General features: G+C 35.5%; 16 protein-coding genes. 1 reads left to right on the forward strand and 15 read right to left on the reverse strand.

Going from position 1 to position 20,647, the window contains the following annotated elements:
* Nucleotides 1-338 precede the first annotated feature (338 nt).
* The 3 genes from AC5YGG_RS16305 to AC5YGG_RS16315 all read right to left on the reverse strand — a co-directional run bounded on the left by AC5YGG_RS16305 (nucleotide 339) and on the right by AC5YGG_RS16315 (nucleotide 1,452).
* Nucleotides 339-716 (reverse strand): hypothetical protein, encoded by a 378-nt coding sequence (locus tag AC5YGG_RS16305; RefSeq protein ID WP_065393014.1) that lies wholly within the window; start codon nucleotides 714-716, stop codon nucleotides 339-341.
* A 52-nt stretch (nucleotides 717-768) separates the two neighbouring features.
* Nucleotides 769-936 (reverse strand): hypothetical protein, encoded by a 168-nt coding sequence (locus AC5YGG_RS16310; RefSeq protein ID WP_496145520.1) that lies wholly within the window; start codon nucleotides 934-936, stop codon nucleotides 769-771.
* Nucleotides 937-1,293: 357 nt separating this feature from the next.
* The gene (locus tag AC5YGG_RS16315; protein ID WP_165602205.1) at nucleotides 1,294-1,452 is read right to left on the reverse strand and encodes a hypothetical protein; all 159 of its coding nucleotides are present in this window, start codon (nucleotides 1,450-1,452) and stop codon (nucleotides 1,294-1,296) included.
* A gap of 921 nt (nucleotides 1,453-2,373) precedes the next feature.
* On the opposite strand from AC5YGG_RS16315, the gene AC5YGG_RS16320 reads away from it, so the two are divergent.
* Nucleotides 2,374-3,039: a S24 family peptidase gene (locus AC5YGG_RS16320; RefSeq protein ID WP_496145521.1), complete on the forward strand. Its 666-nt coding sequence runs from the start codon at nucleotides 2,374-2,376 to the stop codon at nucleotides 3,037-3,039.
* Nucleotides 3,040-3,105: 66 nt separating this feature from the next.
* On the opposite strand, the gene AC5YGG_RS16325 is transcribed toward AC5YGG_RS16320, so the two are convergent.
* The 12 genes from AC5YGG_RS16325 to AC5YGG_RS16380 form a co-directional block, all read right to left on the reverse strand.
* Nucleotides 3,106-4,014: a hypothetical protein gene (locus AC5YGG_RS16325; RefSeq protein ID WP_496145522.1), complete on the reverse strand. Its 909-nt coding sequence runs from the start codon at nucleotides 4,012-4,014 to the stop codon at nucleotides 3,106-3,108.
* A 156-nt stretch (nucleotides 4,015-4,170) separates the two neighbouring features.
* On the reverse strand, nucleotides 4,171-7,293 hold the full coding sequence (locus tag AC5YGG_RS16330; protein WP_496145523.1) for a hypothetical protein: 3,123 nt from the start codon (nucleotides 7,291-7,293) through the stop codon (nucleotides 4,171-4,173).
* A 100-nt stretch (nucleotides 7,294-7,393) separates the two neighbouring features.
* The gene (locus tag AC5YGG_RS16335) at nucleotides 7,394-10,354 is read right to left on the reverse strand and encodes a hypothetical protein (RefSeq protein ID WP_496145524.1); all 2,961 of its coding nucleotides are present in this window, start codon (nucleotides 10,352-10,354) and stop codon (nucleotides 7,394-7,396) included.
* Nucleotides 10,351-13,161, reverse strand: a complete 2,811-nt coding sequence (locus AC5YGG_RS16340; protein WP_496145525.1) for a baseplate wedge protein — start codon at nucleotides 13,159-13,161, stop codon at nucleotides 10,351-10,353. The genes AC5YGG_RS16335 and AC5YGG_RS16340 overlap by 4 nt, the downstream gene beginning before the upstream one ends.
* Before the next feature lie 24 nt (nucleotides 13,162-13,185).
* The gene (locus AC5YGG_RS16345; protein ID WP_496145526.1) at nucleotides 13,186-16,233 is read right to left on the reverse strand and encodes a baseplate J/gp47 family protein; all 3,048 of its coding nucleotides are present in this window, start codon (nucleotides 16,231-16,233) and stop codon (nucleotides 13,186-13,188) included.
* Between the two features lie 89 nt (nucleotides 16,234-16,322).
* Nucleotides 16,323-16,733 carry a GPW/gp25 family protein gene (locus AC5YGG_RS16350; protein ID WP_496145527.1) on the reverse strand — a complete coding sequence of 137 codons (411 nt, stop codon included), beginning with the start codon at nucleotides 16,731-16,733 and terminating at the stop codon, nucleotides 16,323-16,325.
* 116 nt (nucleotides 16,734-16,849) lie between these two features.
* Nucleotides 16,850-17,140: a PAAR domain-containing protein gene (locus AC5YGG_RS16355; RefSeq protein WP_076549501.1), complete on the reverse strand. Its 291-nt coding sequence runs from the start codon at nucleotides 17,138-17,140 to the stop codon at nucleotides 16,850-16,852.
* 5 nt (nucleotides 17,141-17,145) lie between these two features.
* Nucleotides 17,146-18,891, reverse strand: coding sequence for a type VI secretion system tip protein VgrG (gene vgrG, locus AC5YGG_RS16360; RefSeq protein ID WP_496145528.1), 1,746 nt, complete (start codon nucleotides 18,889-18,891; stop codon nucleotides 17,146-17,148).
* 1 nt (nucleotide 18,892) lies between these two features.
* The gene (locus tag AC5YGG_RS16365) at nucleotides 18,893-19,639 is read right to left on the reverse strand and encodes a CIS tube protein (RefSeq protein WP_496145529.1); all 747 of its coding nucleotides are present in this window, start codon (nucleotides 19,637-19,639) and stop codon (nucleotides 18,893-18,895) included.
* The gene (locus AC5YGG_RS16370; RefSeq protein WP_496145530.1) at nucleotides 19,639-19,800 is read right to left on the reverse strand and encodes a DUF5908 family protein; all 162 of its coding nucleotides are present in this window, start codon (nucleotides 19,798-19,800) and stop codon (nucleotides 19,639-19,641) included. Before AC5YGG_RS16370 ends, AC5YGG_RS16365 begins: the two co-directional genes overlap by 1 nt.
* Nucleotides 19,801-20,002: 202 nt before the next feature.
* The gene (locus AC5YGG_RS16375) at nucleotides 20,003-20,470 is read right to left on the reverse strand and encodes a phage tail protein (RefSeq protein ID WP_065393003.1); all 468 of its coding nucleotides are present in this window, start codon (nucleotides 20,468-20,470) and stop codon (nucleotides 20,003-20,005) included.
* Between the two features lie 2 nt (nucleotides 20,471-20,472).
* Nucleotides 20,473-20,640 carry a phage tail protein gene (locus tag AC5YGG_RS16380; protein WP_496145533.1) on the reverse strand — a complete coding sequence of 56 codons (168 nt, stop codon included), beginning with the start codon at nucleotides 20,638-20,640 and terminating at the stop codon, nucleotides 20,473-20,475.
* Nucleotides 20,641-20,647: the final 7 nt, after the last annotated feature.

A 20,647-nucleotide genomic window follows, 5' to 3' on the forward strand; every position in this document is an offset into this window, starting at 1 on the left:
TACCTGCTGATCTGAAAAATCAGTCCGTGTATGGTGGATTTCTTTAAGAAGGTAAATAACCGGAAGTGTGTTCAGCGCTGCAATGAGAAACAGGGAATGCTGAACCACTTCTGGCTTTCTCTCTTTTGAGTTTTCAGGTTATTAGTTTCAAAATTCACTCTTTTTGGGGAGAATTACCCTTTTTTCAAGTGATGGATTCTGTAGTTGCAGCAAAGTATTTTTCAAGAAATATTTCACCGCAAGGAACTAAGTATTTGAGAGTTATTTATCAATTATAATATCTGATTATTAGGTTTAATTAATAATTAGGTTCAGCTCCCACTTTTTCACTTTATGTTCTATTGAATCACATCATCTTTCTTTTCTTCTTCATCAGGCTGTCTGTCTGATCTCACTCCATATCTGTTTTCAATAAAAAGATTCACTGATTTGTCTATCCAGTTAGGCAGGTTTGTGGTAATCATCTTTAGGAATTTATCATAGCCGTAACCCAGAACAAACAATATTCCTGTGGAATACCATTTGTCATGCAGCTCAGCTCTGTTCATTAAATAACTCATTGTAAAGCCTACAATGATTACGATCATTAATGTAATGAAATGTTCCCACGGCTGTTTTTTCTCTTTATTTTGTATGGAGACCAATACCCTTAATAATCCTCCTGAAAAAGCTATTGCAGTTCCGATCAAAAGGGCTTTTATACTATCCAAATTCATTTAAATGTTATTGATTAAGTTTTTTTATTTTTCAGTAAGTTTCAGGAGTTCATTATTCCTGACTTAGAATGTACATATCATCTAAAAATTTTCTGATTTTTTTGATATTTTCGCTATCATCGGCGTAAGCTAATTCGTCAATCAGATCATTGATGTCTCTTCTTTGATCCTCAAGCTTTTCCTTATTTTTTTTCTGTTTCTTCTTTTCTTTTTTTTTCATGGTTATAGAATTTTAAATGGGTAATAGTTTTTAATCTTTTGAACATTGGCTCAGTTAACAGCTCAAGGTTAAACGGTTTCTTTTTTAAAGCTCATCTTCATTTAAAGCAACAGAACTAAAAAGCAAAAACCGTTTTTCACCTGAGTATTTTACCTATAAATTTAAATTTGAAAAAGATTCCGATACTGTTTCCAGAAGAGTCCGGCAGGGTTGTTATTGATAATTATATCATACCATTTATCCCTTTCTTTTGTTTTTGAGAATGAATAATTTCAAGATCTGATTCATGGTATTTATTAGTTCTAAAAGATTATTTTAACAATAGCATTCAACGTAATGTTAAAGCTGATTTTTAACTTAAGCCTGGAGGATGATATTATATATTGTTCTTTCCGATAAAAACAGCATTTCTGTAAGCTCGGTTACAATCACCTTCATTTGTTTATTTTGATTACGTCTTACATAATCGATCACAAAATCTTTTCTTTTCTCTACTAATTCTTTACTACGTTTCATTTTCTCTGGTTTAAAAAGTTTTTTGGTTATAGTTTTTTGAATCAGACTTCACATTTCCTATTTCTTGAATGTTAATTAAATCCATAAGAATTCCTAAAGGCTAATTATTTTTAACCTTTAAGCAGATGCCTGAATCCATTTTAAGTTTTGTTTTTTGGGAAGCCGATCACAGGTCTTTTTCCAGTCGAAATATTACCCTGACTTCTTTCTTTTAAATTTTACTTTCATATAAATATTCTATTGACATTTGTGGAGCCTATGCTTTATAAACAATTCAATAGTTCTATTTATATCTAATATTTACTGTAAAATTGCACAACAGCCTGTTATATTTTTATTAAATTATTCTTAAAAAAGCTGAGTTATTTTACCAATTCATTTACCCTTCAGAATGTATATCTCTCTACCGCTGATTATAATTAATCGATATTTTATATGCTCAATGGCAGCGTTATTATACATTTTGGGATGTTTTTTTATTTTTCAGGAAAACAAAGAACAAAAGGGCTGCTTTATTTAGATAAGGAATCAAAACAAACGCATTTTAAGCGCGCAACAACGAACAACAAACGCACAAAAAGCATTTAAAAAAGATTAAAAACATGTAATTATTGCATTTAAATTCTGCTACAAAGGTTATTTTTGTCTTAATCAGCGCTGGAAAAAGAAAAAAAACCAAAATCAGCCTGCAATAAGAATTAAGAAGAAAAGCAACCACACAATCCTTTTAATTACAATATTTTACAACACATTATCAAAGCTTCAAAACATCAAATCGACATTAAATTATAAATATAATTTTGTATATTTGCCATGTGTCGTTCTAACGGCGAAACAAATATACGAACATTGTTCGTTTTTAAAAACATTAAAACGAATATTTTGCATATTTTTTTCATGTAAACTATTAAACATATCAAAATGAACTATTTAGAATTTAAAGAAATCAGGAAAAAGCTCAACATGAAGCAAGCTGATATAGCAAAATCTATAGGAGTGGGCACCAGAGCCGTACAATATTGGGAAAAAGGCGAACGGAAAATACCGGAAACTACAGCATATTTTGTAACCAATTTATTGCAGGAACAACAAAAGAAGCTTAATGACGATGGTGCATCTCCCGTTGTTTTTTCAAACTTAAAGATTATGAATGTTCCGCTTGCGAATCAATATGCACAAGCTGGCTACCTAAGCAGATTTGCTGATGAAGAGTATATTGAAAGTCTTCCTACCATTCCTTTTACCGACGATATAGAACATCGTGGTGAATACATGTGTTTCGAAGTAAAAGGAGACAGCATGGACAACGGATCGTATGAAAGCTATCTGGAAGGGGATATTATTCTATGCAGAAATATAAGACAGGATTACTGGATGAGTAAATTGCATTATGATAAGTGGGATTTTGTTATCGTTCACAAAGAGAAAGGTATTTTAGTGAAACGAATCATCAATCATGATGTTGAGAATGGTATCATTACCCTTCATTCTCTGAATGAATATTATGAAGACATGGAAATCCACCTTAAAGATGTTGCCAAACTCTTCAATATTATAAGTACAAGACGTAAGAATAACAGAAGATGATCAAAGAACGGATTTATTCAATAAAATCCTCAAAAGCTGAGGATTTTATTGAGATTTTAAATATTACTAAGAAGGCCTTGGACATTTTATTCTATCTGTTTTACCGTCTATCCCACCCGTTTTCGGGTCTATAATATAGACTATATCAGGGGTAACACTTGAGAACCTAATATATCCTAATCCATTATCCTTGAATTTTAGAGGTACATTGTTATCAAGATTTTTTATATTATCTATTGACGCAGGCATACCATTAGCCAAATAAATAAAACCACCTATCTCAGGTACAGATGTATAAAAAGTAGCTTTCGTCTTCAAGCCGTAGCCATCTTTCGCATCACATATATCATACCACAGATCCTCTCCATTTGCTAACCAATAGCATTCCAATAGACCATTCCAGATTCCAGATTCAAAGCCAACCACATTCGACCAAGCCGAAACTGCATTTGGATCACAATATTTTCTTACTCTTATGTATAATTGGGTATTATTAGGGAGTATCGAGTTTTTCATATCAATATATTCAAATTGAGTATAATCCCCACCGCCTTTTACATAAACAATATTTGTAAACTCTTTATCTGTTGCGATTTGGTACTCCACCATTATAAGTTCATCAGGAGTAAGGCGTTCTACCCAATAATCCATTACTAACTGACCATCTCTCTGTACTTCCACCGAATTGATCACCGGAACTGTACAAGAAGAAACCGGAGAACACCTCCCTACTTCCAAAGTCAGATTACGTTTAGTTTTAGCGCTCCCTGCAACCAACTCTACCTCCAAATTGTAAGTGCCAGGAGTTTGAATTTTTTCAAGCTTAACCGTACCACCACTCTGAGGCAATGGTTTTTCTACAAAATAAGTAACTTTATTTCCTGGTGGATCTTCGTAATACACAATTATGTCTGATATCGGCTCAGAAGATTGGTATTTTATATTAAATGAAGCATTACATTTTTGTGCTATCATTGTATTATATTTTTATTGTTATTATTATATTTTTCCAATAACATTTAAGGGGATGTTGTAATTGATCTCAAAATTAAAAGCACCCCCGCATGTTAGGTATCACATAAAGGACCTGCATTGTAAACAGTTTTCTTTACAATCTGATACCGGATTAAATTATTCTTTCACTTCTACCTTTATTTCAGCAATACCAAATGCACTACTGTTACGTTCTTTAACCAATAGTCGAAACTTATATGTGTCAACTCTTAAATCTGTAACAGCAAGAAGCTTAGCATCGTTATTAATAATAAGCCTCGAATCCGGACCATCTAATTTGCTCCAGAAATACAATGGATCTGAAGCATTGGATGATGCTTGTAAGCCAAATCCTGCCTCTTTTAAATAAACTATGTCAGGTCCTGTGATTTTGGCAGTAATAGTAGGTAACTCCACAGTACAACAACTTGCATTAGGAATGATATCAGTAATCACAACCGTTGAAGTTGGTGGAGTGTACCAATCATTCTTTATAGAAATTTCCTGAACACAACCATTATTAGTCACTTCCACTTTTATTATAGGAATATTCTTGGGATTAAGATCAGTAAAAGTATATATCACATTTCCATCTCCATCCAATTCTAACATCTCCCAATCTCCTACAAAATTTCCTCTGTAAGCATAGCTTTTAGCATTATCTCCTGAGAAATTAACAACAATTGTTGTTTTATTTGAACCTGCGGCTGGATGATTAACTGCTATTACCTTAGCCTTAACATCCGGCTGCATCATTACTTTAATACTACAATTGGTTGGCTGATCGTTTACCGTGAAGTTAATTACCTGACCATTTGAGTTTAGAGCTACCAATTTGGGGTTAAAATAATACACTCCTTTGATCAATTCCACACCTCCATTGTCAACTGCTTTTACAATTCCCCCCACAGGAGATACTCTAAAAGGTATTGCTGGTGATGTAGAACAAATAACACTGCTAGGTAGCCAAAGCTGAACTGGTGCATCATACCAATCTCTAATTGCAATATCCTGGGTACATCCACTACCATTCACCTTCACTTTTATCGTTGGAATTCTTGTCGGCACCAAATTATAGTAGGTATAACTAACATATCCTTTTGCATCTGGTTTAAGTGTAATAAAGCTTCCATTATCCCAGAAATCCCAACTGTAGGTATAGTCTTTATAATTTTCACCAGAAACGAGCATTTTTACCGTAGTTGCTATTGAATCTATATCGCCTTCAGGATAGAAGACATAATCAGCAACTATATTTACCTCTGGCTGTGGAATAACTTTAATACTACAATTGGTTGATTTTCCATTTACACTAAAGGTAATTTCCTGACCCCATAAACTTACATCCAACAATTTCGGATTAAAGAAGTATTGCCCATTATTCAGTTCTACACCTCCGCTTAAACCAGCTGCCACATTTGCTGTAACTTCTCCATTTACAGGGATTACAGTGAACGGTATACGGTTTTCTTCAACGCAAATTGTATGACTCGGTAAGCTCAATTTAACTTCAGTTTTTGGAGTACAGCATGTATACGGAAGTGAAAAATCAGCAACAACACTCGTGCTTCTACCGATGTTTTCATATACCATAACAAAGGTTCCTCCAGGTTCAACTCCACGTTTATGCTCTAGCCCAGGGTGCTTTTCTAAATACTCATTGAAATAAGCTTTTGACATGTCTTTATTATTGATCAGTTCTTGTAAAGACAGAGCCATAATATCAAATCCAAGTTGTTGTTTATCTCTGATATCTTTTATCTGATCAAAAGCTATCTGGCAATCCATTCCCTGATGACCTTCTATATTATAAAACGAGCTTTTATCTATACTATAGTTGACGGGACCTTGTGGTTGTGAAGCCACAAACTCAGAGCCGTATCTAATGTTATCCATAGACGACCTGTTACTTGTTTTATCAAAATTCCATGCGTTCAAGAATGCTTCTGTAGTTCGGTAATAAAAAGGAATTGCCTTATTACTCAAAGGATTTAATTTTTGTGAAGGTGTGATTTTAATCCCTTTAGCGACCTTGGTTGCTCCAAAACTTTGTACCTGCTGAATGAAACGGTTCAGTAAAAACTTAACTTTCTGCATCGTTTTTTTATCATCTAAAGCCGGTGAGTTGTAAAACTGATGCCTTGAAAAATCCAAGTGCTTATCTTGTATTAATTTTCCAAGCATTATATGTTTTGGAAAAGCGATAAAATCAGGAAGACATTTGGTAAATGACTTAGGAAGCAGCTTGATGATCTCAGAATAGGTATCTATCAAATCCTGCACTACATCATAAGCATACTGAAAATTTGTTTCTTTAGTCAGTAGTGTCTCAAGTTTAGCCCTGAATTCCGAATGAGATACAGATTCCGTTCCTATTAGGTTAGAAATCGCATTGATTTTTTCAAAAACAGATTCACCATAATTATTTCTCTGTAAAGCAATGGAATACAGTTTACTTAAATCATATGAAGAAAAATTCTTTTCAATGGTTTTCCCCGCAATAAGTCTCTCTATAACAACCCGTTCCAGCTTTACAGGCTTCATAATATCATCAAGAAACAAAGGATGAGGCTGGACACGATCTTTTCTACTAAGTGAGTCTGTTCCTTCGGTAGGATCAATTATTATACGGTCTTCACCTAAAATATTAATAATCCCTTTTTTTGTAGTAACTAATACTTTAAGATTTCGGATCTGTTGGATCCCGTGGTTATCACAGTCAGTTCCTGCACATGGTTTAATATCTTTTTCATAATCTTCCAGATAAAGCAAGATATATTTATCCTGCAAACCTGAAAGAGCATTGATAGGTTGAAAATCAGAATTTGCTTCTTCAGCTGTTGCCAATTCCCAAAGCTCGATCTGTTCTATTCCTTTATCGTCATAAAATGAAGGATATGCTACTTTAAAATTATCATATGCCTTAAAGTGTGTAAAATTTTTATTTTCTATATTAACAGTTTTCAAATCACTCATATAGAGCTCCTTGCTTACTTCACTTGTATTATTCAAGGTAAGCAGATCTCCGTCAGTTGTTATTCCTACACCCTGAGAAAGCTGTATACTTTTTAATTGATTTTTTACATAAATAAGATCAGGTTTAAAGCCACATACGACACCTACTCCCTGCAGCAGCACTCTTGACAAACGGTCCTGGTCTTCAAAATAATCCAAAAATTCATTGAAGTGACTTTTTTCTATATATTGTCCTTTACTGAACTTTCGGTACTGGACAGCTATAGTACTTAATTGATTATTCATTATTATTAATTTTTAATGATTCATGAAGATCATTTAACACACTCCATAGACAGTATGCCCGCCTATGGAGTTTTTATTAAATGTTTTCTCCTTTCTGGAATTATTTTTTCACATCACCTGTACAAGGGTTAATTGACAGGAAGTTATTGTCCGGGTAATCATCATAAATCGGAACCTTACTATCTGCAAGGAAGATCTGAGTCCATGCCACTCCGGTATGACAATTACTTGTTGCACATTCAAGAGAGAAAGAGATAAATCCATCTGGAGACAACGCCGCTATCTGTTGAGCTTCATCCTGACTGATTACAATTTCACTTGCTCTGTCATATCCAGTATAATTAGACGGGTAATCTTTAGGGAAATTCTTTTTATCATCAGGTCCGCCCATATTATTTAAGAAAACATTTCCATTTGCACTACCTCCTATAATTAATCCGTTACCTTTTAAATTAAACGTAGCTGAATTACAAGTATGGTTTCCGCCTTCTTTCTCGTGTATATATTGAATTAGGATTCTCATCCCCGTTAAACAGGCAATGGTAGATTGTCCGGTTAATACTAATGGTTTTAATGTATAGACCGTGCTACATCCGTTACTGTTTGTCACTGTAAGGGTTGGGTTGAAAGTATCTTCTTTACCAGCAATCAGTTTGTATACATGAGTTTTAGTATTAGTTGGTGCTTCGTTATGAATGATCGGGCTACCATCATCAAAATTCCATGTAAACGTAAGATCTGTGAAGTTTCCAACCACATCAAACTCAACTTTCGCATCTGGATTTGTTGTATTTGGATTTGTTGTAGGCTTCTCATAAGTTACCTTACCAGCAGCTACAGATGCTATTTCCGGATTTTTATAGACAGTCATTTGCGCCTCTACAGGATCATCATTAACAGTAAACTTAATGGTCTTACCTAAGTAATCTGAGCTAACCAAACCTGGATTGAATAAGCTCTGACCACCGGTTTGCGTAATTACTGGTATCTGAACTCCATTTACAAATGCTTTTACCTCCCCATTTTCCGGAACAATTGTCATAGCCATTGGAGCATCCTTCTGACAAAGTTTGCTATCTGGTAACACAAGGAATACCGGTTCTTTTTTAGAACAACACAGGTAGGGTAATGAGAAATCTGCAAGAACCTGATTATTGGTTTCATTTTCATAAATTAAAACAAAAGTTCCTCCGGGCTCTACCCCTGCTACATGTTCTAAACCTGATTTTCTCTCTAAGAATTCACTTAATAATTCACTGATTACATCCCCTTTTCTAGGATCTTCTTTTACAACAGTAATACCTTCGGACGATCCTTCTTTTGAGAAATCAGCCTGATTTAGTAATTTTAATTTTTCATCCAACTTAGAAATACTCAGTAACGCCTCTTGAGTACCTCTTTCTTTAGTACTGATATCACTGGAAATTGCCACCAATTGTTTTCTTAAATCATCAATTGATACTGTTTTCTCTTTTGACTCTTCATTAGGCTTACCACCTTTTTCCAAAACCAATGCAATGACATCGAAAGCTAATCCATATTTTACTTTAAGATCATTGATATTTTGCAATGCTGTTTTATAAGGCAATCCTAAATGTCCTTCAATTCTATAGAAATCATTGTTATCAATGTTATAATTCAATGGATTCTGCACGAAGTCATCTTCTGCCAGATTGGCTGTGTGATAACTTAAATTGTAGGTTTGTCTGTCTGTTTTTGTTTTTTCATAGTTCCATTGAGTCAATAATGGTTGATTGACATTATAGTAATAAGGGATTGCTTTTTCTCCCAACCTTACATTAATATTGGAAGGGGTAATTTTAATTGCTCCGATATAGGTTTGGAACCCGTTTACTTTCTGTACAAAACGATTGGCAAGCATCATCACTCTTTCATAATTCTCATCATCATTGGTTGTGACAGGTGAATTATAGAAATCATGGCGGAAATCCACACGTTCTCCTAATTGTAATTTGTCTCCTACAGGTCCCAGCATAAGGTGTTTGGGGAATGCAGTTATGTTTGGACAGCATTCAGCATTGAGATGAAGTAGCAATCCTTTGATTTCGTTGTAAGTATCAATCAAATCCTTTAATAGATCATATCTATATTGGTAGTCATCCAATCTTGATCTTGTACTATCCAATAGGGAAATTAATTTATTATAAAGTGTCTGCCCGCCCAGATTCATAGTTACGCCCAGCGTAGCTGCAATCATCTCAAAACCTCTGCTTAAGTCTCCCACAGCGGAATTGGCTTCCTGGAATTTAATTCTTAACTGATCTGCCTTTACGACATCAGCATTCAGAATAATTCTTTTGCTTTCTATTTTCGGTAAGTTGTCGAATAGTGTTTCAAAGGCATTGTGTGCTCTGTAAATATTATCTTTGGCATCACCTTGAGTCATAAGATCAGACAGAGACGAAGGATCTGCTAAAAGTACTTTTAGGTTAGAGATCTGCTCGGAACCTGTATGATCACAATCTGCATCCTGACAAGGGTTTTCGTCATTGGAATAACTTTCTAAATAAAGGATTATAATTTTATCAAATAACCTGTCGATATCTTTTACAAGCTTAAAGCCTGCGGCAATGTCTTTAGGTAATTCTTTATATTCACTTTCTGTAATCAATTCTAAAAGAGGAATCTGGTTCCCTGCAATACAAAAGTTTTCATATTCCGCTACATCATCATATTCTCTGTAATACTTATAATAGTTGGTTTCAAAGTTTATCGCAGCTACTGACGGGCTATATGATCTTCTTAACATGATCAGATCTCCGTCTGTAGTAACTCCGGCACCTTGCGTAATGGCAAGGGTATCACTGTTATCTTCTATAGGTCCGGGTCTTGATTTTCCTGTTTCTTCAGGCACTAAAACAGAACCTAAGAAGTTTGATTTGAACCCACACACGATCCCTACTCCATTCAGACGTGTTCTTGACAATCTGTCCTGATCTTCGAAATAATCTAAAAATTCGTTTAATTGCCCTTCTGTTAACGCTTGATTATCGTTGAACTTTCTATATTGGGTTGTTACATTATCTAATTTGGTATTCATTTTTTATCAATTTTATATAAGTTTGATTGTCCTATTACGATCTTTCCGTCTAATATGTCACTATCTTCCGCAGCACAGTCCAGAAGTCTTCCCGGCTTATAAATATTATTTAAGTTGCTAAGGGCGTCCAGTAAGTCTGAAATACTATTTCCCAGATTCAAAGTATTGTTTCTCGATTTATCTAAGAGGTATTTTTTATAGGCAGCTTCAAATTCTGCCAGGTCATTTTGTGCGGCTTGTTTTTCACTCAATCGGTCTCCTACCCAGCAGATTTTTGCCAAAATATGAGCCGGAATTTCCTGTCTGATCACTGTTTCTGCATAACGCCTGAAATCAGGATCCTGGAAACGATAAGCAAAGCCCGGAAGAACAACACTTACACGATAAGAATAAGGGTCAAAAACATCTTTTTCACAACCTTCACAAGAGGACATCAGCGCTTCCGAATAATCTTTCGAACCTGTTGTAGAATCTTTTTCTACAAGGTCATACGCCACTTTAAACGTTTCTCCGATTGCCATACAACCAATGCCTCCCATCAGCTTATAATCTTTAGCGGTAGGTTTCAGCAGTAAATGCTCAACAAGGAAAATACCTTCTTCTGTGAACTCATATTTAAAATACTTTATTGTTTCTTCGATGCCCGCCGCCAGATCATTTACAGATGTATAAGGATTTGTTTTCTTATGGGTAGCAATTACGTTTTTCTTTACAGGATCGTCTACAATCTCAAAATAGTAGTTTCCTCCTCCTGAAAGATTAATTTTTATATTTCCAATGATATCACCTTCATATTCGCCGTTTTTCAATTGTTCCAACGCGTTTTCAAGATCTTCCTGATCTATCTGAATGGTCTGATAGATTGCATCATTCAGGTTCTGGATTGCGATATGCTCAAGCTTATAAGTGTTTACGGATGATAGGATAATATTCCCTTTGCTGTCTTTTATTTTCCAGGTATAGCTTTTCTTCCCTTCGTTATCTTCTGTTACAATGATTGATACCGGAGATTGCGAAAGATTTCTTTGTCTATAGTCTTTGATACCCAGCAAACGGGCAACTCTTTTCTGAACACCGGAAACATTTTTACCATTCCAGATATCCAGATCCCCAATCAATGTATAATTATATCCTAAACCTCTGTCTTTACTTAATGACGGATACTCTTTTAAGAAGTTTTCTTTGTTCATCAAGATAATTTCATCGGTAGATTTTCCATACAGTGATTTCATTAAGAAAGTATAGTCACTGAATGTTTCAGCAAAACGAGAAATCAAATGGTCTAAAATCTCATTCCTGCGCTGCACATTGTTATCCAGCTCTTTGTATAGTGAATCTGTCAGTTCCTCATCAGTTTCTGTAACATAATCGGAAACCAGCTCATCAAAACCTTTGATATTTTTAAGAGCCTGTGTGAAATACGTTCTTTTTAAATTACCACTCACACTTAATACTTCTTTGATCTTTTCCAGGTGTTTGAAATAACCGGCAAGGATCTGATCAAAAAACAACAGGTAACCCTTCATTTGTTTAGCCAAAGCTTCTCTCTCCGGAGTTTGATTTCCTATAATTCCTGATTCTCCTACTCCATAGGTATCCGGAAATTCATTGAGAATGGTAGCATAATCTGCCAGGTCATATGAAGTTCCTTTTGGCAGGGCTAATTCTTTATTTTGTTTTGCATCATCTCTGAGTACTTTTTCTTCTCTTTTAAGAGTTTCTAAGTAATCCTGAACTTTTTTGTCATTGATATTTAAAGGAAGTGAACCTTTGCTGTAGCTGAATGAACTCAGCTCACACATTTCCGGTTTTCTGCCTTTTTCGATGCAGATCATCCAATCATTATTTTTTCTAATCACATTGTCACAACCCGCAATAGAAATGTCATGAATTTCTTTCACACCATCAATTTTCATGATCTCACCGATGAGATCGGAAAGACGAACTTCTCTTCTCAACTGGCTGTTTTTAAGCTCTTCAGTATCAATAAATCCGTTGTTCAAAAGTGGTCCTTCAAAAATCTGATCCGTACTCAGACCTTTTTCCAACATCTGTTTCAATGAATAGAAATGAACTTCAGGAGACAGGTAATTATTGATGGTTCTGATTACTTTTGCATGCACCAATTCTTCATCAGCTTTACTGACAAGTCCGATACGGGCACATACAGCAACTTTTTGAGTTTCAACTTTTTTAATTTCGGCTAAATCTTCACAAAGCCCTCTATTAGAATGGTAACGATCCAGAATCTGGGTATTTACATTTGATTTTTCACATCCTACTCCATCTGCATCTATTTCTTCGGCATAGTCTACGTAAAGGTCATACAAACCTTTTATATCAAAGCTTTTATTCTTTTCTCCGATAGGCTTAAAGTCTAAATTCCCGGTTTTACAGTCAACGTACAGCTTTTCAGTTTTGGGAACCAGCCAACAGTTACGAATGGGTCTTGTGATCCCTCCAGCCATGCTGATATCTATAAACAACTTTCTGTAATCCAGCTCAGTTAAAGGTGTTGAAGGTAAAATTTCGGTAGCCTTTAGAAACTGTGTATGAATGTCTTTATTTACATCATCAGATGCTAAGATATCTTCCATGTTCAGGTTCATTCTCATCCCAAGGTCTGTTATAGCGTAGCTTAAAACTTCCAGAGTGGTGATGCCGGGATCGTGAGAATTATAATCGGTCCAGAGTTTTCCGCCCAACTTTTCTATGTATTCAATCCCTGTTTTGCGTAGAAAATGAAAATCTGTCTGATCCCCGGTTTCTATATTTTTTGGTATACTAATATGTTTATTTTCTGACATGATTATGTTTCTTCTTATTGATTATTAAATACATACCTGATCTGTAATAGTAACATTGTGCTGCTTGGCTGATACCAAAATTGATTTTGGATCTACTTCGATTAAAGATTGTCTCTGTATAATATTATTTACCATGATTTTCACTTCATCAATGTAATCTACATAATACAGCTGCTCCAGATAGTTAATCAACTGATTAACATTCAGTTCCACATTAAAGTCAATATCTTTAGTATCTGTGAATGCCCAGGGCGATATGTATTTTTTAATATCTTCGTCCAGCTGTTTGAGGTAAAATGTTTCATCATACTGCTCGAAGAACTTGACCTTTGTCTGTACTTTTGCTTCTTTGTAATTCGGATTCACCACCTGAGCTTTTACATGCATGGTATTCAACTCATTGACGTAATTTTGAATCTTATTCAAAGTAGCCCTGCTTACTCTCGGCTGATAGACATCAAAGGCATTTTTATTCTTGATATTCGGTACTACCATTAGGGTTACATGCCCGGGAGCCATATATGAAATTTCGGAAGTATGATTTAAGCATTTTACTTTAAAAACTTCCGGGAACTCCTGTAATACAAGTTGTTCGTAGTCCCATTGCGTGATAGCTCTGTGTTTGTGTCTTAATCGTTCACTTACACGTCTGTAAAACTCAGTATCTGTTTCTTTATATTTACCGTCAAACGAGTTATAAGGCTGGTCTACGGATTTTACCTGAGCAACTCTTGTGATCAGCTTAGAAATGGTTTTTGCAGCCAGTCCGTTATTAAGGTGAGACAAATCATTGTCCTTATCCTGGAATGTGGCTAAAACTGCCTGGGTATAAATTCCCTGCACTTTACATACCGCATCATAGCTTCTTTGTGATTTTGCTCTGATCCAAACCAATCCGTTGGTAAATCTTGTGTGGTTGGTATTGATATCTTTCGGAACTTTAAACTTCACAATTCCAGACTCAAGGAATTTTCTGGTTTCATTTTGCAGCATATAATCTGATAAACTCACCCAGGTATCTCCTGAAAGATAATGCCACTCTATAAATTCTTTTTCAAGGAATGTATCCACTAAAGGATTTTCACTTCCTTCTAACATTTGGATCAATAATGAAACAGTTGTTTGTGGCATTGCTTCCAGACCGATGTATAATTCACCTCCGCTTTGGTGTATCGGTACAATTGGCTCTTTGTCAGCTGCTTTTTCATATTGCCCGAATGTATCTTCATGATACACTTGTATTTCTTTCGCTTTGGAAGCTACTCCGGCAGAGTTTACATCCAGGTAAGAATATGCTGTTTCCTTTGCACTGTAACTCAATTCTATATCCTCAGCAAAAGGAATATAAGGTTCGTTTGGAATCAGTTTTTTATATTTTGGATCGCTTGATAGCGTCAATGTGTATAGTTTAGGATATACATCCTGTAATGATGACTGGTTCAGGGTTAATCTGATGATTTCACTTGTTCCTGCCTCATCTCTCATGTTTTTTACTGAAAACTGGGTTTTGTAGGCATTGTCTACTTTTTTAAATAGGTCTATTCCATTTGCTTTGGAATACCAAACTTCTTTATCTAATAAGGCAACATCTGCTTTAAAATAAGAATCAGAGCCTACAATTGATGGGTTTTCAGATATTTCAAAATCATTTAAACTGATATTTTGATTGGGCTGAATCACATATCCGCTGTATAAATCTTTGATGGAGTCCGGAGTATTTTTCCAGTTTATCGTAATGTCTGCATTTTGCCATTTTTTGGAAAACATTTCGGGACATTTGATAAAAAGGTTGGCGCCTTTAATAGGTTGTGCAGTGAAAGGATAATAAGGTTTTTCTGAGTTTAATTCACCATTATCATTTTCAATCTGGATAGATTTCATCCCTTTTACATCAACTGCTATTTCAATATTTTTTATTAATTTTTCGGAAAGACCTTCGTAAACATCATAGTATTTCTCTCCTTCGATCATAAACCTTATGACCGGAAAATTGGTTTGAAATGTTTCTGAAAGTACTTCTTTATCGTATTTTACTACAGAAGGGAAATCTTTAGATAATGTAAAAGAAAGCTCCAGCCTGTCTTTTTCGTTTTTAATACATTTTAAAACAATACCGGATAACCATTCTTTTTCCCCGCTGCAAAGCACTTTGATATTATTTTCAATATCTGTTTTGGAAAGGTTATATAGTTTCTGATCTGAATTTTTATTAAAATCAATCTTAAGGGTTACTGTTCTTTCGCCTTCTTTCAAATCAAATAATGATGATGCTACTGAGAATCCCAGTTTAGCTTTTGGAAGATCTTTATAAATAGATTTGGAATTTGCTTCATCGGAATTATATCCAAAAGGCCACCAGTAATTGCCGTTTTCCGGTAATTTATCTCCTAATCCGTCCGCAGAATTTGCTACGGGTGCCATTTTAAGCTCTCTTTTTACGGCGTCATTTAAGAAGCTTTTGATCTCAACTACTTTTGCCTGATTGGCAATAAGCTCATCACCTGTCTTATAAATTCGTTTTTTTCCGCTGGCGTCTTTACTGCCATCCAGCAATGTACCGGCTGGAATTTTTTCCTGAATTGCTTTTTTTGCGAGTTCAAAAATCACATAAGCTTTGTCTGCCTTGGCTTCATTTTTTTCAATTTGAAGTATTTCGTTGTAGTAGAAATCAAGATGCCTTTTGGTAAGGTTATTGAAGGCTTTTTTTGAGAAATCCAATAATTTCAAAAAGCAAACAAATAATGTCAGGTGTGGTGTCAGAGTGCTATCCTGTTCAAACTGGGACATAAGATCTGTAACCTGTTTTTTCATACTTTTATACTCAACGCTTTCTCTACGCGGGATCGCTTTGGTATCATCACCCAGGAAGAAGTTTCCCCACTTTCCTTTTGGTTTTGTATTATCACCTTTGTCAAAATAGTTTACACTCCTAGCAAAATTGTTTGCGAATAATAGCCAATCAAACAAATCGAAATCGTGTAATTCAAGATTGCCAGGATCTAGTTCTGCTAAAAAGCGCTGCATTTGTGATTTTCCTTCACGATAATGTGAAAATGTATCTGTTTTTTTCATTTGTTTATATTTATCTTTCTATGGTCAGATGCAATACTTAGTGTAGTGTTTGGTGGTATTCAAAATGGCTACAGACATCCCGTAATTCATTATATTTCGGTAGCTTCTCCTTTGTAAAAAGGGAAAACCATATTGCTTCTTGTATTAGTATTTCTTACTTCGTAGTCAACTTCTATCAACACTTCTCCCTGAAGTTCTTCCTGGGTATTGATTTCAATACTTAGAATATTGATTCTGGGTTCATGATATAAAATAGCACGCTCTATGATTCCTTTCATTTGGGTAATCAGCGTTAAGTCCAGAGGTTTAAAGAGCATTTCATGCAGATCACATCCGTAGTCGGGGAACATTACCCGTTCACCCGGGCGTGTTGACAGTAAAATCATAAGGCTGTTATTGATGTCTTCCACATCGGTGGTCATTGCCAGCTTTCCTTCAGTCTCGTTAAACTCAGGTGGAAAACTCCAGCCTGTTCCTAAAAAATCTGTATTTATTTTCATACGTTATTTGTTATATTTAATGTTAACATCTTGCATCTGCTGCATAGAGTTTTGGTTATTCTAACCGTATTGTTATTGATGTTTTACATTGTATTGTAGCCGGATAGTTTTCAGTATTATCCGCCAATTAAAACAGTAGCTTCCCCAGCGGTTATTACTCCTCCATGAGCGGTAGAATCTCCCATTCTTGCGGCTTGTTTACCGCCTATTAGTACACTTGAGGAACCTGATGCAATAGTATCCATAGGACCTGTGCACATGGCTTTATCTCCTACTCTGGCTGCCGGCATACCGCCAATAAGCACCGTGGGTTCTCCTGCCGGAATGATAGGACCGCCTACATGGGGAACATTTCCCGTCACCATAGGGCATGTGTGCATATCTGTAATTCTTGCTGCTGGTTTCATGATGATTAATTGATTTTAACTTGAGATCCTTTTACTACTGTTACGGCTCCGGATTTAAGCTCAGAACCGGAACTTCCTTCTGCTTTTAATTGAGCACTTGCTTTTATATTAATATTTTTGCCTTCCATAGTAATGTTTCCTTTTGCTTTGATCTTGATGTCTTTACCACTTTCCAGGCTAATACCGTCTTTATTGAGAGTAAGAATATTAGAGTGCTCATCTTCAATTTTGATAACATCGGCATCTTGGTCCAAAATCACTTTCTTGCCTTTTGGTGTTTCAAGGGTATATGAAATTTTATCGTCATTAAAGATCATTTTCATTTCACTTCGGGTGACAAAACCTTTTTCGTTATTATCATCAGAAGCTACAAGAGGAGCCGGTTTGGTGCTGCTGTTTAACATTCCGAGTACAACGGCATCATTGGGATCATCATTGATAAATCCGATAATGACCTCATCTCCGATTTCCGGTCTGAAGAATGATCCTCTGTTTTCTCCTGCATCAAGAGTAGCTATACGTGCCCAGATTCCTTCTTCTTCATTATTAATGATTGGAATCTGTACCAGAATTCTATCTTCACCGTCCGGATCTGATTCTAGTTGAGAGACAATTCCTACATGCAGTCCGCTTATTGCCGGAATAATTCCTGAGCCTGGCATTTCACTTACATCATAGGTTTCTGAGAACCATGTTGGAGAAAGCCCAAACTGAGCATCAACTAACCAATTTCCGTCAGCTATTTCGTGGCGGGCGCCTGTTATGTATATTTTCCCGTTGAATCTATTCCCTACTCCCTGCAGCGTCAATGTAACACCTGGTTTTACAGAGGGAATTCCCTGGAATTTTACTCTTCCTCTTGTTTTTGCCAACTGTTGGAAAGTTGCTTTAGCGTCTCCCCATTCCTGTAATTCACTTTGGGTAAGATTTCCGCCATGTCTCAGCTGTAGGTCTTCAATCCCGAAAACATCGGCTAAATCACCTGATGAAAGATCGCCATTGAGCTTAATTGCAGGATCCTGAGCTTCTACTTCTGTCAGTTCCTGATCGGTATAGCTCCAGGTTTTGGCTGTAATTTTGTTAAACTGGTCTCTGGCGTCAATTTCTCCGTCAAATTCATGCACTGATGATCCATAAACCACTGTTTCTACTGCTTCACCACTGAAATCCGGTTTCGCAATTTTGATGGTTCCGTCTTCAACGAAGCAAAGTTTACCATTTGCCTGTGCTCTGGTTAGCATGAAATCCCAATCGGATGCACTGTACTGAACCAGTTCTTTATGTGAATTGGAAGTAGCTTCTACATCAGCAGTAAGTCCATTATTACTGATCAATTCTTCGATTACATCGCTATCTGTGCTTTCATAGAAGTATTTGCTTTTTCTCCCTAAGGTCATTTTTACAGCCTTATCTCTGCATTCGATAATGAGATATGAAGAACTGTTTCTGACTTTTATATTATGCTTTACAACAACTCCTTTAAAAATGGTTTCTTCTTCAGAGTGATAACCTGCTGTGATTTCGATTTCTTTTCCAGGAATTAAAAGGTCTTCATTACTTAACTTGAAGTCTTGTTCGGGTGCGCTTCCATCTAAAATTACAATGCGGGCGTAAGGAATTCTATTAACCTCTTTTTCTACAACAATGCTTTTCACACCATATTTGCCTGGTAATTCTGTACCTCCGGACATCACTTTAAAAGTTATTAAGTCTGGATTCTTTGATGTTTGTATGTGTCCGCTATTGTTCATATTATGATATTTTTTCTATAGGTGGAAAGAAAAGCTCCTGTCCTGGTTTTAACTGTCTAAAATTGATAAGACCATTTACTTTAGCTACTTCCAAATAGTATTTAGAATTTCCGTAAATTCTTTCAGTCATTAAGGGTAATGTATCACCGTCTTGTACTGTTCTTTTATGCGTCAGATCCGGAGAACTCTTTTTTAACCTTGCTGCTTCAAGCTCCTGACTAACAGCCCCTACAAAAGTTGCTTTTCCAATGGCTCTTAAAGGAGTTCCATCATTATTAAACAACTTATAATCTATTGTAAACTCTGAAAGAACACCTTGATATTCAAATTCTCCCCAATTAACAGTAACATTATAAGGTTTATGAATTTTACCATCATAAGTTCCTGTAGCTATATAAAAGTTAGCTATTTGATCTAGCACCGCTGTTTTTGCAAAAGGTTTTTTATTTTTTATTTTGTTTATTAAGGTATTTCCAGAATTTAATTCTGTAACACCTGTTCCGTCAAATAAAAATTCCAATTGTAAACTTGGAGGTAGTGATTTGCTGTGTTGTGATTCGCCTGTGGTTCCACCTACTGGTATCTGATTATTATACTCTATCTTATGATTTATAGAAAAACTTGTCGGATTTATCAAAACATAGAAAGGATTATCAGCACCGTTTGGGAATTTTCCTATTTTTTTATCTGATGCATATGTAGAGTCTTTATAAGCTGTTATTCTTAACTTCTTGATTTTATCTATCATTATCTTTCTTTTTTACGTTGTTGAATATTTACTGCCTGTTCTACACTTTCACTCACTGCTCGCATAATTTTAGCTTCATCTACCGATTGAGTAGTTGTCGTTGTTGTTGCTTTTTCATCCACATTTATTTTAATGTGAAGTTCTTTTATTTCTATTGGCATTTCGTTTATTTTTAATCAATTATAAATACACAAAATACTTACAATCAATGATTTAACATTTTATATTAAAAAAATCTAGGCACATGAAGGGTGTGTTCAGTCTCTTTTATAGACCAATCGGTTGTTTTTTTACGAAAAAAGATGTTGGTAAATGTTATCTTTAAACTAACACACGTTCAGGTGCTTAGATTTGATTTAGAAATTACAAGCCTAAACTTGCTAAAGATGAGGGTATTGTGAAATATCTATATTTCAGTTCTATTGTTTCAATAGCCAGTTTGCTTTCTTCTGCATTGAATTCTGATACTTCCCATTTTACAGGGTAAGCGCCTACTACATTCCAAACCATTAAAGGGGCTGTAGACTGGATGCCGCCTGATAAAGTAATGATCAGATCTCTGGGTTCAAACTCAAAGTTTTCCATAGCATTTCTGCACCAGCTGATCAATCCGGAACTTACGATTAACCCACGTTTAAGAACTAGATTAGGATATTTGGGTCTCAAAGGAAGCTGATGGGTAAACCTGTTTTCACCTCCTTCGGCATATTCTTCAGTTCCAATTTCTGTTGATAAACCAGATATAGACTGAAATCTGGAGTCAATACCCTCTGTTGTTGAAATCCCGTTAACAATAAAAGAGAAACTGGTTGGAGGATATAAAACTGCCATGATTAGTTATTTTCAATAGTTAATCCTTCGTGAGCAATCTCCAGCGTTTCCACTGCTACCTCATTTCCTTCAGCTTTCAGGTCTGTTGACAATAATTTAACAGGGAATGCATTTTTCACTTTCCATGTTACCGCAGGCTCTCCATTTTCATCAAGAAGAGAAATGGTAATAGATCTA

The organism is Chryseobacterium sp. CS2K3, assembly GCF_059515185.1.